Annotated in this window: 13 protein-coding genes and 1 pseudogene; 5 read left to right on the top strand and 9 right to left on the bottom strand. The window is 63.1% G+C overall.

Annotation, left to right across the window (positions count from 1 at the left end; all coding sequences use genetic code 11):
- Positions 1–3: 3 nt before the first annotated feature.
- The 6 genes and pseudogenes from EDE08_RS24765 to EDE08_RS24740 all read right to left on the bottom strand — a co-directional run bounded on the left by EDE08_RS24765 (position 4) and on the right by EDE08_RS24740 (position 6,580).
- The gene (locus tag EDE08_RS24765; RefSeq protein ID WP_131871607.1) at positions 4–966 is read right to left on the bottom strand and encodes a hypothetical protein; all 963 of its coding nucleotides are present in this window, start codon (positions 964–966) and stop codon (positions 4–6) included.
- 710 nt (positions 967–1,676) lie between these two features.
- A pseudogene (locus EDE08_RS24760) lies at positions 1,677–2,231 on the bottom strand (DDE-type integrase/transposase/recombinase); the annotation flags it as partial.
- Positions 2,232–2,642: 411 nt separating this feature from the next.
- Entirely contained in the window at positions 2,643–3,194 is a 552-nt protein-coding gene (locus EDE08_RS24755) for a dihydrofolate reductase family protein (RefSeq protein ID WP_165936170.1), read from the bottom strand.
- Between the two features lie 7 nt (positions 3,195–3,201).
- A complete protein-coding gene (locus tag EDE08_RS24750) occupies positions 3,202–4,227 on the bottom strand; it encodes a polysaccharide deacetylase family protein (RefSeq protein WP_131871629.1) in 1,026 nt (341 codons plus the stop codon).
- Between the two features lie 162 nt (positions 4,228–4,389).
- Positions 4,390–4,959 carry a glutathione peroxidase gene (locus tag EDE08_RS24745; RefSeq protein ID WP_131871608.1) on the bottom strand — a complete coding sequence of 190 codons (570 nt, stop codon included), beginning with the start codon at positions 4,957–4,959 and terminating at the stop codon, positions 4,390–4,392.
- Between the two features lie 88 nt (positions 4,960–5,047).
- Positions 5,048–6,580 (bottom strand): L,D-transpeptidase, encoded by a 1,533-nt coding sequence (locus EDE08_RS24740; protein WP_165936171.1) that lies wholly within the window; start codon positions 6,578–6,580, stop codon positions 5,048–5,050.
- A gap of 209 nt (positions 6,581–6,789) precedes the next feature.
- Between EDE08_RS24740 and EDE08_RS24735 the strand changes: the two genes are divergently transcribed.
- Complete coding sequence (locus EDE08_RS24735) at positions 6,790–7,338, top strand: CreA family protein (RefSeq protein ID WP_028180735.1); 549 nt, start codon at positions 6,790–6,792, stop codon at positions 7,336–7,338.
- Between the two features lie 37 nt (positions 7,339–7,375).
- Here the strand turns inward: EDE08_RS24735 and EDE08_RS24730 are convergent, their stop codons facing one another.
- Positions 7,376–7,570, bottom strand: coding sequence for a hypothetical protein (locus EDE08_RS24730; RefSeq protein WP_131871610.1), 195 nt, complete (start codon positions 7,568–7,570; stop codon positions 7,376–7,378).
- Between the two features lie 412 nt (positions 7,571–7,982).
- Between EDE08_RS24730 and EDE08_RS38600 the strand changes: the two genes are divergently transcribed.
- Positions 7,983–8,147 (top strand): hypothetical protein, encoded by a 165-nt coding sequence (locus EDE08_RS38600; RefSeq protein ID WP_165936172.1) that lies wholly within the window; start codon positions 7,983–7,985, stop codon positions 8,145–8,147.
- Between the two features lie 32 nt (positions 8,148–8,179).
- Positions 8,180–8,542 carry a hypothetical protein gene (locus EDE08_RS24725; protein ID WP_061876518.1) on the top strand — a complete coding sequence of 121 codons (363 nt, stop codon included), beginning with the start codon at positions 8,180–8,182 and terminating at the stop codon, positions 8,540–8,542.
- A 12-nt stretch (positions 8,543–8,554) separates the two neighbouring features.
- Here the strand turns inward: EDE08_RS24725 and EDE08_RS24720 are convergent, their stop codons facing one another.
- Together EDE08_RS24720 and pdxR are read right to left on the bottom strand one after the other, a co-directional pair.
- On the bottom strand, positions 8,555–8,800 hold the full coding sequence (locus EDE08_RS24720; RefSeq protein ID WP_131871611.1) for a DUF6719 family protein: 246 nt from the start codon (positions 8,798–8,800) through the stop codon (positions 8,555–8,557).
- Between the two features lie 67 nt (positions 8,801–8,867).
- Positions 8,868–10,337, bottom strand: coding sequence for a MocR-like pyridoxine biosynthesis transcription factor PdxR (gene pdxR / locus EDE08_RS24715; RefSeq protein ID WP_131871612.1), 1,470 nt, complete (start codon positions 10,335–10,337; stop codon positions 8,868–8,870).
- Positions 10,338–10,412: 75 nt separating this feature from the next.
- Here pdxR and EDE08_RS24710 point away from each other — a divergent pair, with 75 nt between their 5' ends.
- Together EDE08_RS24710 and EDE08_RS24705 are read left to right on the top strand one after the other, a co-directional pair.
- On the top strand, positions 10,413–11,138 hold the full coding sequence (locus tag EDE08_RS24710; protein ID WP_131871613.1) for a pyridoxamine 5'-phosphate oxidase family protein: 726 nt from the start codon (positions 10,413–10,415) through the stop codon (positions 11,136–11,138).
- 55 nt (positions 11,139–11,193) lie between these two features.
- Positions 11,194–12,471 (top strand): ArgE/DapE family deacylase, encoded by a 1,278-nt coding sequence (locus EDE08_RS24705; protein WP_131871614.1) that lies wholly within the window; start codon positions 11,194–11,196, stop codon positions 12,469–12,471.
- Positions 12,472–12,640 lie beyond the last annotated feature (169 nt).

Raw genomic sequence — 12,640 nt, 5'->3', positions numbered from 1 at the left:
ACCCTAGTTCTGTGCCCAGGACATGAGCGTCCCGATTGTCCGACTATTGATCGGGTTGGCGAAGAAAATGATGTTGCTGTAACCGGTGGCGCCGAGGAAACCGGATGATTTGGCGGACGAGAACAGGGGTAAAAAATTGGCGCCGTCCTGACTGAACGCGAAGGTGATATTTGCGCCGTCGTCGGCAATACGGAGCCATATCGGCTGCGAGAACGCGTTGGATGCACTCGTCATATCTTTGTTGTTGAATGAGCTGAACGAGTCCCACTTCTCAATCTCAAAATACGGAGCGTTACCGCCTTGGGTGACGTATGATATAAGATGAAGCTTACTGGAGCCGTCATACCAGCCGATACCAACGCCATTGAAGCTGTTACTGTTGCGCGTCGCTGCTATGAGGGCGGTGATAGTGTAGGGCGTCGGGGGGGCCGCTGCAAAGAGCCCGCTTACTGCGCCGCTGGAAGAGGGAACGTTGATACTGAGTCCGACGGCGCTGTCTGTTGAAGTACCACCGTTCTGGTTTAGCCAATTGACAAGCCCGGTACTTGCAGCCGTTGGTCTGCCGGAGATCACGGGGCCATACAATCCGCTTCCCCCTCCCGGGACTGTCGATATCGTAATATTACCTGGCCCGTTGGTAATCACGATGCCGGAGCCAGGCGTCAATGTATGAGCCTGCGGAGCGGCGCCCGTCGAACCAATGACAAGCTGCCCATCGGTCAGTGGTCCAACAGCTCCGAGCGTGCCGCTACCGGCATTGTATTGTAGTGCATTATTGGAGCCGGCCGGCGCTGCGCTAGTGAGGCAGGCAATCAGCGCGTTGTAGTTTGCCATAACCTGCGTAGCGTCGGCGACTTGACCATTCGTCAGCTGATACGGCAGCACGCACTGCGCTCGGGCGCGTTCTGAACCAAGAATGAGAAGAGCCAAAGCGACAAATGCCGCAGAGGTGACGCGTTGTTGCATGACCGTTTCCTTGCGTTGGATAGCTTTCAACCGTTCCACGGCGCAGCAAGTATCCTCGCTACTGCTGATGCGGAAGGGCGCGGAAAATACAAGTTGATTGCTGAGGGCAGGCCTATCCGGACCTGAGGCAAGTGTCCCCGATAAGATGTTCGCAACGCCTTGCGGTGACGGAGGAACTAGCGCGCTCAGCCTTGGCGTTTGAACACGCAGCAAACTCATTCGCGACATTTGCCATTTGAAGTCTTTCTCGAAGCATTCGTCTCGTTATGAAACTAAGCATCGTAGCTCAAAGCGTAAGATGGATACCGGAGGTTGTAAATAGAGATTGTGAGAGAAAAGAAGTTCGCGTTAAAAATGAGGGTGTCTCAAGACTTTCATGCTCCTGAGCCCGCCAACAAGCTTGCGACTCGTCAGCAACGCAGAGCAAGAACCCCATCTTCGCAGTGATTGCGACGATTTGCAGAGCTCCGGTGAGAATCATTCACTCGATCTATCTCGGTGCCGTCCGTCTTTCGCGTGAGCGCACGAGCCTCTAAGCCATTTTTAGGATCGCGAGCTCCCGTTCTCGACCAAACCTTGCGGGGGATGATACGCGTGACTCCCTTGGAGCTGCTTAGTGCAGATGCCTGCCTTATCCGCGAGCGCATCGGCGTCGTCGCGGAAAGAATGGTCCTGGAGCTGCAAGGTGTGCAGTGCCTTCGCCTGGAGCAAGTAACTCCCGAGCCCTGGTCGGTGTTGAAGATGTCCGGCTTGCCGTGGCGAGCGAGAGCGTCCTCCAGCGTCTCGACGCAGAATGCGGCTTCCATCGTGGTCGAGACGCGCCACGACAGCACCCGGCGGCTGAACCAGTCGAGCACCGCCGCGAGATAGACGAAGCCGCGCGCCATCTGGATGTAGATGATGTCCATTGCCCAGACCTAGCTCACGGTCGATCATCGCTTTGCGCTCAGCAGGCCGGCTTTGCTGAGCGCGCCTTCTAAAAAATCGTTTTCCAGCGTCAGCTCTCCGAGCTTGGCGTGCAGCGGTTTCACGTCCGCCGCGGGCTCGCTCGTTCTATTGCCGCCGCCAGGTCCAAATACCTCGGCCGCCGCTTCCTGAAGTGGGACTTCCACTGCGTGATCTGGTTCGGGTGCACGTCGAAATGCTCAGCCAACTGACCAGCGTCATCTCGCCCTTGATCGCGGCTAACGCCACCTTGGCCTTGAAGCCGGTGCGTGCTGCCGGCAGGCTCGTCTGCTCGTCGTCTCTCCTGATTCGCGGGACAATCTTGCCCGCCGTCAGGCAGAAACTCCACCTATCGCCCTGTCCTAATTTCCGGAGCCAGCTCTCTCATCCTGTCGGCTCGGGCGGGCGGCACCCGATTGGTGCCTTTCCCCTCGAATCCAAAGCCGTCCACTCTTGCGCTTTTGTCTCAGTCTGTTGATGCGGTGTTTCGGAATAGCCGGCTCGTATTGACGCCGCGCCTTCGACGTTGGCTATAGCGCCACGACCGCCGTCGGGGCCGATTATCAGGTCTCGGCAAATATGCTAGCCGGCTTTGCGCTGGCCGGCGGCGGGACCAATTTTAGCTCATGAAACCAGCAAGATACCAAATGGTATTTTGTTGCCGGTACTGTGCATGGGGTTGTTTTTCCAGTTTTGAGTTGGAGCCGGGCCGCGTCGCCGCTGTCGAGAGGTTAAGCCGGCCGCCACGGGGTCACGGTCACCTCATGCGCCGCGTCGAGGAGATACGGCGCACCCGGCTTCATCCCGTGCGAAGCCAGCACCTCGTGAGGGGTCCGCTGGGGTACGCCGACGAAGCATCCCTCGCCGCCGGGCAGCCGCACATGCGGGGCCTCCGAGAGCCAGAACGTGTCGTAGCGGTCCATGAACAGGTCGAATACGAGCGGACCGCCGATGATCGCGATCATGCCGGAGGAGACGTCCGCGAAGGCGCAGGCCTCATCGAAGCTCGCATGCTCAGGATTCCACAGCGTCGCGTTCGGTATCTCCGGGTCGACGGTGAGGTTCCTTATCTTGCGGGTCAGGATCAGCCGCTTGCGCTTCGGCGAATTCGGCTGCTGCTCATGCGAGTGCCGGCCATGCACGATCAGCGCGGCGCGATCGAGCGCCTGCTCGAAGAACAGCTTGTCGGCTTCGAACTTCAGGCTGTCGGGCATGACGCGATCGGCGTCGGCAAGCATGCCGTCCGCCGAGACGATGACGTAGCCCTCGATGCGGAAAGACAACGGCCTTCTATTCGGAAACGGTCGTCACCACGGAATTGACCGGGCGCTGGCTCACCGTCGGCAGCTTGGCGTCCTTGAGCAGCTCCTGGTCGTATTCCGGCAGCGTCGATGCCGGGAACTTGGCGCGCATCGCCACCACCTTATAGCCGCCGGCCTTCAGCCGCTTGAGCAGCTCGGGCAGGGCCTCCGCGGTGTGCTTCTGGAAGTCGTGCATCAGGATGATGCCCTTGCCCTTGGTATCGAGCTTCTTCATCACGGTCTCGACCACCTTCTCGGGCTTGGAGGCCTTGAAGTCGAACGAGTCGATGTCGCAGGAGAAGATCGCGACATTGCGGTTGCCGAGATAGGTGACCATCTCGGGCGGATGCTGGAGCGCCGGGAAGCGGAAGAACGGCGAGGGCGAGATGCCGCCGAGCGCCCATCTCACGGCGCTGAAGCCCTTCTCGATCTCGTCCTTGCGCTGCGCTTCGGTGAGCTTCTTGTTGTTGAGGTTGGCGTGCGACCAGGTGTGAGCGCCGACCGTATGGCCGGCCGCGTAGACCTGCTTCAGGATCTCCGGCTCATAGGTCGCGTGCTTGCCGATGGAGAAGAAGATGCCGGTGGTGCACTCGTCGGCGAGCGCCTTCAGCACCGCGGGCGTATTGCGCGGCCAGGGGCCGTCGTCGAAGGTCAGCACCACCTCCTTGTCGCGCAGGAAGTCGAGCTCCTTGAAATGCTCGAAGCCGAAGCCGGGACCGCCCGTGGTATCGATCTCGACGGTGCGGGCGACGCCGAGCGCGCCCGGCGTGTTGCAGGCCGCGCGGGCCGGCTGCGGCGGCTGTTTGGGCGGGGGCGGATTGACGAAAGCGGCTGGCGCAGCAGCTGCTGCGGGAGCCGCGGCCGGAGCCGTAGCTGGCGCCGCCGCGACTGGCGTCGTCGCCGGTGCGGCTTGTGCCGCGGCTGCCGGCTTCGCGGCCGGTGTCTGCGACCATGCTGCGCCGGTCATCGCAACCGACATCGCGCCTGCCAGAATCAGTCCTGCCGCCACACGCATGGTGTTGTCCTCGAGATTGGCCCCGTTGTCCCGCCGCGGCTTTTCGCCTGCGGCAAAACCCATCCTGCCCAAACGATCCTAGCCTAGATGGTGGGCCATCGCCATTGCAACGGCTGTTTGACGCCCGGCCACAATTGTGCCCAGCCGGATGCGGCGCTTGCGTCAACTGTCGGCCAGTGCCCTGGCAATGGCCGTTTTGATTCGCGTGTCGGCCGGTTCGACCGCGGACGCAAAGACGTCGGCGATATAGCCGTCGCGGCCGATCAGGTATTTGTGGAAGTTCCACCTCGGAACCTCCTTCGGTCGCGCCTCGGCGGCCCATTTGTAGAATGGATGCGCTTTCGCTCCGACCACCACGGCCTTGGCCGTAACCGGGAAGGTAACACCATATTGGTGGTGCGCGGTGTCCGTGATCTCGCTCGCGCCGCCGGGCTCCTGGCCCCCGAAGTCGTTGGAAGGTACGCCGATCACGGTGAGCCCGCGGGGGCGGAATTCGTTCCATAGCTCTTGCAGGCCGGCATATTGCGGCGTGTAGCCACAGAGCGAGGCAGTGTTCACCACCAGAAGCGGTTTGCCGGTGAACGCGGCGAGGCGGATGTCATCGCCTGACAATGCGGGGAAGGAGAAGGCGTAGGCCGAGATCCGGCTCATGCCGCCATCGGCGAAAGCGCGTGCTGCCGGCGCGATCGCGCCTGCCACCGTTGCGACGAGCATGGTCCTGCGATTCATCATGACGGCGTCCCCCGAAATGATCCGGGCAGCATGTTACCCCGCCGGCACGACCGGACTGCTCAACACCGCGTTATCGGAGCGACGAAGCCTAGTACAGGCGGACGATGAAATCGGTGCCTTCGCCGGTCTCGCCCTGGTTGATGCCCTGGTCGGAGACGATGATCGAGCCACCGGACGTCAGCATCTCGTTGATCCTCGCCATGGTCTCCGCGGGGATCGAGATGCGGTCGAGGGCCTCGGCCGGGCTGTCCGGCGTGACCACGGGCCTGGCGGCGACGGGGATCACGGCGGCGCCGCGCTGGCCGCGCGCGAGGCGGCTGTCGTCCGCGCGCGCCGCGGAACGGGCGGAGACGGGCAGCGACACCACCGACCAACGCAGCGAATTGGCATCAGCCTTGTCGACTTCTGCGGTGAAGACATGCGTGCCGAGCGGCCGGTCGCTCGCGGCGATCGTGACGGGCACCTCGAACAGCGGCGCAAAATTCTGCCGCACATAGAGCTTGGAATCCTTGCGGCTGATGAAGACGGCAATCTGGCCGGCCCGCTTGGGCGCTTCCGGTTTGGCGGCTGGCGCCGGGTCGGCAACGCGGGTCTCGTCCTTCTTTGCATCGGGCGAAGCAGTCATTTGCGCAGTGGCCGATGCATTGGGCGTCTTCGCAGAGTCCACCGCCTCCGTCTTGACCGGCTCGGCTTTGGCCGCCTCGACCTTGTCGGCGGGCTTGTCGTCGTGACCTGGCTTGATCGTACCGGATGCCTCGGCCGTCTTGGCCTTATCGACCGGTGCGACGGCTTCCTCGCGCGCGGGCGCGCTGCCCGTGGTCACATCCGACATCGCGGCATGGCCGAGGGACGCGCGCAACGCGAGCACGCTGTCGGCGCTTGCGGTCTTCATCTCCGCGGGCTTGGTTTCGGTGGCACCGTTGTCGCCCTTCTCGTCGACGGTAGTCTGCGGCTCGAGGCTCGCCATGGGCTGCGGCGGCACACGCACGGAAGCGAGCAGGGGATGCGAGAAGCTGTGCGGCGTCATCTCGCCAGGCGCGACGATGACGCGCGCGCCCATCCTGGTCCAGTTCCACATCTTCACCGCGAACGACATCGGCATGCGGATGCAGCCGTGCGAGGCCGGGTAACCCGGCAGCACGCCGGCATGCATGGCGACGCCGGACCAGGTGATCCGCTGCATGTACGGCATCGGCGCGCCGCTATAGATGTTGGAGCGGTGGAATTTGTGCTTCTGGATGATGCTGAACACACCCATCGGCGTCGAATGGCCCTTCATGCCGGTCGAGACCGGGGATTCCGCGAACGCGCCTTTGCTGTCGTAGACCGTCACCTTCTGCCGGTCGATCGATACGACGATGACGAGCGGTCCCTGCGGTTTGGTGCCGGCTTCCTTCTCGGCGACTTCTTTCTTGCCGACTGTCTGGCGCTTCTGCGGCTTCTGGCGCAGTGGCTCGGGACGCTGCCGGACGTAATAGGAGCCGTCGGAATAATCCGTCCAATAGTAGAACGCCGCGTCAGCGTGGCTGGTCGTGCAAATCGCACCCGCCGCCGTCAAAATGGCGACCTGCCAAAGCCGCGCCGACTTGGCGGAAGAACCCGACCCACTCACGCTGTTCATCCTCGAATCCACAATCCAAATCAGACGTTAGTCTCGCAAAGGGGATACGCGTTCACCAGCAGGGTGGTTCTGCGATCAGCTACTTTTGTCCAAGCCGTAGCAGAAAAGCCTCACGGAGCGGTAAACGGCGGCCGCGCCGGGGCTGCCTGTCGTCTTCCTGTCGGGCTGTCGCGTTCCTACATTGCGGAGACTTGTTACCGGAGAACTTCATGTCATCTCGTTTCCCCGGTCTTTCGGGCATCCGCTTGAAAGGCCTCGCTTTATTCCTCCTGGCTCTGACTGCTCCAATGGCGTCGGCATCCGCCGCCGACGAGCCCGATCTGATCTTCCGCCGTTCGACCGTGTTCAAATGGATGAGCCCGAACGACAAGCTCGCGACCTATGGTCTCGACGATCCGGAAGTCGAGGGCGTCGCCTGTCATTTCACGGTGCCGGAGAAGGGGGGCTTCAAGGGGTGGCTGGGCCTTGCCGAGGAGGTCTCGGACATCTCGCTCGCCTGCCGCCAGGTCGCTCCGATCAGGTTCAAGCACAAGATGGAGCAGGGCGACGACATGTTCCGCCAGCGGCGCTCGCTGTTCTTCAAGAAGATGCAGATCGTGCGCGGCTGCGACGCCAAGCGCAACGTGCTGGTCTATATGGTCTATTCGGACAGGCTGATCGAGGGGTCGCCCAAGAACTCGACCTCGACCGTGCCGATCATGCCGTGGGGACCGGCGGACACAAACGTCCAGAAGTGCGGCGAGTTCTTCACTCAGTGACGCCCGAGCGGTCACTCAGTGACGCGCTTGCGTTCGCTCAAAGACGATCGCCCGGTTTCGCGAGATGCGAACCGGTCAGCCGCACGAACATCTGCGGTACAGCCTCGAAGCCGCGGTTCGATTGCAGCGCCATTTCGCCGGCGCTGCCGCGAAGGGGTGGTTCATCTCCGCGATCCCTCAGTGGATCCGCATCGCGCGGCGCTGCGCGATTTCCCGCCGTCATGGTGGCCATTCCTCACGTGAATGCGCCCGATGAAGCGGGCGTCTCGGTTTCGATGGCTTGGGTCGCGGACGAACCGCGCCCGGTTCAATAGGATCGACCCGGCCCTCGTTTGCTGCCCTGTTCAGCAGAAAAACGTAAAATGCGTATGAAGCGCTTGAGGCGGGAACATGACGGCGCCGGGGCAGGGTGCGTTTCCGTGCTGGAGCCGGAACTTGCCGGGCCACTTTGAGCTGCAGCCTGACCTCTCTGAAATGACTGGCCTTTTCCGAAAATTGTTTCGTCGTTACGGACGGGACGAAACAATTCTCACGGCGACGAAACCATTTTCAGCTTTTCGCGCATCACGCGCGAAACCGCCCATGGTTATCAGCGTCACAACGACGACGGCGCACCGCCGATTACCGAATTGGGATAAAAGATCATGCGCGCGCTCAGCTTCATCCTTGCTTTCGGTTTCGTGCTCGCCGGCTCCTCGTTCGCGGGGGCGCCTGACGGTAATCTCCCCGGTGTCGGGACCTTCCAGTACAGCGGCTCGCCCGTCACCATCACGCCAGCGCAGCCGATCGTGGTCGCCGCGCGCTTCTGACCGCACACAAGACAACAGCCGGCAAGGCCATCATGTTGCTTCGTCTCTGCGCCGCGGCGTTCGTGTCCCTTCTGACGGTCGGTTCCGTTCAGGCGCAGGTTCGCACACCCTCCCGGCTACCCGATCCACGTAGCGAATTCGTGCGCCAGTGCGCGCCGCGCATGCTCGGGCGCTGGGAGCATCCGGAAGCGGTTTGCAGCTGCCTCCACGACCATGCCGCCGCTGCCGTTGAGGACCGCGATCTGCGCGAGGCGCTGCTGCGCGGCATCACCGAGACCGGCGTGCCGACAATCGAGACCGATTGGGTACCGGTATCCAAGCAGGGTGAGATCGGCCCGACCTTCACCAAGATCGCCAAGCCGACCTTGCAGTGCATGTTCGATCCGGCGAAGTAGCTTCTCAGCTGATCATCTCGATTTCGGCCCATGCCGCGGCACGCAGGAGCTCGTACGCGAGACACCCTTGTCCGTCATCTTGGCGCCGCGCACCTCCTTGACCTGACCGGCAGGGCAGGTTCCGTCATCCACGAGCACACGCTGACCGAGCTTCAGATCGACGATGTCCTGCTCGCGTCCGACGCTGCCAGCACACGCCGTCGAGGCAAGCGCGGTGGCGATCAGGAGCGAACAGCAGGCGGTGCGAAGAAATGACATGACGGAAGCTCCCGGAATTGAAGCTGCAATGTAGGGGCCGGTCAGCGATTCTGATAGTGAAGCTTGGTTAAGCCCGCCGGCCAGTTCTGCTCTTGGCGCGCAAGGCCGAGCGCGATTCCCGCGCGAGCCGCTCGGCGGACGCTACGAGTTGTGGAACTGCATGCCCCGAAAATCCCAGCACGAAGCCGGGCAGCGGACGCGCCCGTGAATAGGTGTCGGCCAATAGCCAGCCCTCGGCGCCGGCCGCTCGTTTGGCCAGCGCTGCCACCGACAGGTCGACGGAAGGATCGAACCGGGCGACAAGATGCAGGCCCTGGGATGGCACCGGCACGGATAGAGCGCCGTCGGACCTAGCCTCCAGCGTCTCGGCCAGCGTATCACGCGCCTCGCGATAGAGTTTTCGCACGCGCTTCAGGTTCGCGGCGAAGGCGCCGGAATTGAGCATGTCCGCCACCGCGCCTTCCATCAGCGTGCCGGGAAAGCGATCGAGCGCCGCGCGAGCTGCCGCCACGTCAGCGATCAGGCGTTCGGGCAGGGCGCAATAGCCGATGCGCAGGCCCGGAAACAGCGTCTTGGCAAACGTGCCCAGGTAGATCACGCGCTGGAGGCGATCGATGCCGGCGAGCGACATCAGCGGTGCGCCGTCATAGCGGAACTCGCTGTCGTAGTCGTCCTCGAGCACGAAGGCGCCGGCCTGCCTTGCCCAGTCCAGAAGCTCGAGCCGCCGCGGCATCGACATCTGCACGCCAAGCGGAAATTGATGCGACGGTGTGACGTAGGCTGCGCGCGCGGACGGCGCCGCGATACGGCCGTTGGCGACACGCATCCCGTGCTCGTCGACGGGGACGGGTACCGCGCGATAGCCGCAATGCGCGATGGTTTTTCGCGCGGCGGGATAGCCGGGGTCCTCGCACCACACCTGGTCGTTGGGCCTCAGGATCGCGCTCAGCACGATGCGTAGCGCGTGCAGCGTGCCCGACGTCAGCATGATCTGATCGGGATCGCAGCGCAGGCCGCGGGCCGACAGCAAATGATCGGCAATCGCCGCGCGGAGTTCGCGGCTGCCGCGGGGATCGCCATAATGCAGGTGCTCGGCCCCGAACGCACGCATGCGGCGGCCGACGAAGGCGCGAAAACGCTGCACCGCGCGCTCGTCGATATGGGTGCAGCCGAGCGCGAACGCGCCTTGCCCGGGCGTTTCGACAACCACCTTCGGCTTGTTCCGCTCGGCCATCCGCGCAGGGATTCGTGCGGCGACGAACGTTCCGGAGCCAACGGTTGCGTCGGCAAAGCCGTCGGCGATCAGACGCTCATACGCGGTGACGACGGCGTTGCGCCGGAAGCCGGTCTGCTTGGCCAGCGTCCGCGATGGCGGCAGCAGCTCGCCGGGCTTGACGAGGCCGGAGACGATCGTCTCGCACAGCGCCTGATAGAGCCGGTGCGCGGCGGACGCGCCCGCCGTGATGTGCGGCCCCGTGAGGTCGAGGGGCAACTCGGTCTTGCCTCGCGCGGAGGAATTGGTCGGAATTTTTCGCATGGAATTGGAACTATCGCAGACCAAAAGCCTCGCTACAACTGCGCTGGAATTCTTCCAATCCGAGCGGGAGCGGCCGTGAGCCAGACTGAGACCTCAAATTCCTATCCGACGTCGGCGCGCAACCAGGTGAAGCGCCGGCACGATCGAGGCTTCTACGATCACGCCACGGTCCACCGCATCCTCGATGCCACGATGCTGTGCCACGTCTCCTATGTGATCGACGGCCAGCCCTATTGCACGCCGACCTTCTTCTGGCGCGAGGGCACCAGGCTCTACTGGCACGGCTCGAGCGCCAGCCGCATGCTGCGCAACCAGAGCAAGGGCGAGCGCGTCTGCCTGACGGTCGCCCATCTCGACAGCCTCGTGCTGGCGCGCTGCGGCTTCAACCATTCCGCCGACTACCGCGCGGTCATGGCTTTCGGCACGGCCTATCTCGTCACCGACCCCGAGGAGAAGGAGCGGGCGGTGATCGCCATGGTCGACCGCTTCTTCCCGGATCGCACCGCCGGCCTGCGGCAGAGCACCGCGCAGGAGATCAAGGCAACCTCCTTCATCGCGATGGAGATCGAGGAAGCTTCGGCCAAGATCCGGGCCAAGGGTGTCGCTGACGACGACGAGGACTATGCGTTGCCGATCTACGCGGAGCGCATTCCGGTCCGCACCGTGCTCGGTGCTCCGGAGCCGTGCCCGCGCCTGCTCGACGGTGTGAGCCGGCCCGCGACGCTGAATGGCTATTCCGAAGGCCGGCTGCTCGAAGATGCATTGCGGGATGCTTATTTTGTGGAGTACCCGAACGGTTGAAATCGGCTAGTTTGCGCACTCCTTGAGAACCATCGAGATGCCTGGAGTTGCCCTGATGAATGCCGAAATGCAGCAGAGGATTCTTGACGCCGTCGACAGCGGCTTCGAAGCTCAGCTTGCAACCACCCGCGATTTCGTTGCGATCCCTTCGACCCGCGGGGCGGAGGGGCCGTGCCAGGACATGATCGGCGATCTCCTGCGGCAACGCGGCTACGAGGTCGACGATTGGCACATCAATGTCGACGATTTGAAGGATCTGCGCGGCTTCGGTCCGATCGAGCACGATTTTTCGAAGGCACGTTCCGTGGTGGGCACTTACCGTCCGCAGACCAATGGCGGTAAATCGCTGATCCTGCAGGGGCACTGCGACGTGGTGCCGGCCGGCCCGCTGGAATTGTGGGATACGCCGCCATTCTCGCCGGTCATCAAGGACGGCAAGATGTTCGGCCGCGGCGCCTGCGACATGAAGTCGGGCACGATCGGTGCGCTCTATGCGCTGGACGCGATCAAGGCCGCCGGCTTCAGGCCGACGGCGCGGATCCACTTCCAGTCGGTGATCGAGGAAGAGAGCACCGGCGTCGGCGCACTTTCCACGCTGCAGCGCGGCTATCGCGCGGACGCCTGCTTCATTCCGGAGCCGACCGGCGGCAAGATGGTGCGCTCGCAGGTTGGCGTGATCTGGTTTCGCCTGCGCGTGAAGGGCCATCCGACCCACGTGGCCTTCGCAGGTTCGGGCGCGAACGCGATCATGGCGGCGTATCACCTGATCCAGGCATTGCAAAAGCTCGAGATCGAATGGAACGAGCGCGCCAAGGCCGATCGTCACTTCAAGACGCTCAACCATCCCATCAACTTCAACCCCGGCATCATCAAGGGCGGCGACTGGGCCTCGAGCGTGCCGGCCTGGTGCGACGTCGATTGCCGGATTGCGGTATTGCCGGGCTGGTCGATCGCCGATCACCAGAAGGAGATCATGGCTTGCGTCGCCGCCGCTTCGCGCAACCACCGCTTCCTCGCCAATAATCCGCCGGAGATCGAATGGTCTGGCTTCCTGTCCGAAGGCTATGAACTGGCCGACGCCGCCGCGCCGGAAGCTGCGTTCGGCAAGGCCTTCAGCGCCGTCTATGGCGGCGCGGTCGAGGACCTCGTCTTCACCGCGCTCACCGACACGCGCTTCTACGGCCTCAATCACGGCATTCCGAGCCTGTGTTTCGGGGCCAGCGGAGGCGAGATGCATGGCTTCAACGAGTTCGTCGACCTGGAGTCGCTGAAGAAGACGACCAAGGCTATGGCACTGTTCATTGCCGAATGGTGCGGGGTGGAGAAGGCCTAGCTCTTTCCGCCGTCATTGCGAGGAGCGAAGCGACGAAGATTCCATGGGGTAGTGGATAGCGAGCAGGTCTGAGACCAGACTGAGGTTGCATCCATTCAACCTGGAGACAATCGATGTTGCTCGATCATCCTTCCGACGGACCGGCCGCTATCCGAACGCAGATTGGCGC

The sequence above is a fragment of the Bradyrhizobium sp. R2.2-H genome, assembly GCF_004346455.1.
Classification (GTDB): Bacteria; Pseudomonadota; Alphaproteobacteria; order Rhizobiales; family Xanthobacteraceae; genus Bradyrhizobium; species Bradyrhizobium diversitatis.
The sequence above is the reverse complement of the archived record's forward strand: the minus strand, read 5'-3'. Positions and strand labels throughout refer to the sequence as shown.

Coding starts and splice junctions, on each gene's coding strand:
- EDE08_RS24765 (WP_131871607.1), bottom strand. CDS start 966: ATGCAACAACGCGTCACCTCTGCGGCATTTGTCGCTTTGGCTCTTCTC.
- EDE08_RS24735 (WP_028180735.1), top strand. CDS start 6,790: ATGTCATCTCGTTTCCCCGGTCTTTCGGGCATCCGCTTGAAAGGCCTC.
- EDE08_RS24750 (WP_131871629.1), bottom strand. CDS start 4,227: ATGCGTGTGGCGGCAGGACTGATTCTGGCAGGCGCGATGTCGGTTGCG.
- EDE08_RS24720 (WP_131871611.1), bottom strand. CDS start 8,800: ATGTCATTTCTTCGCACCGCCTGCTGTTCGCTCCTGATCGCCACCGCG.
- EDE08_RS24725 (WP_061876518.1), top strand. CDS start 8,180: ATGTTGCTTCGTCTCTGCGCCGCGGCGTTCGTGTCCCTTCTGACGGTC.
- EDE08_RS24705 (WP_131871614.1), top strand. CDS start 11,194: ATGAATGCCGAAATGCAGCAGAGGATTCTTGACGCCGTCGACAGCGGC.
- EDE08_RS24730 (WP_131871610.1), bottom strand. CDS start 7,570: ATGGCCACCATGACGGCGGGAAATCGCGCAGCGCCGCGCGATGCGGAT.
- EDE08_RS38600 (WP_165936172.1), top strand. CDS start 7,983: ATGCGCGCGCTCAGCTTCATCCTTGCTTTCGGTTTCGTGCTCGCCGGC.
- EDE08_RS24745 (WP_131871608.1), bottom strand. CDS start 4,959: ATGATGAATCGCAGGACCATGCTCGTCGCAACGGTGGCAGGCGCGATC.
- pdxR (WP_131871612.1), bottom strand. CDS start 10,337: ATGCGAAAAATTCCGACCAATTCCTCCGCGCGAGGCAAGACCGAGTTG.
- EDE08_RS24740 (WP_165936171.1), bottom strand. CDS start 6,580: ATGAACAGCGTGAGTGGGTCGGGTTCTTCCGCCAAGTCGGCGCGGCTT.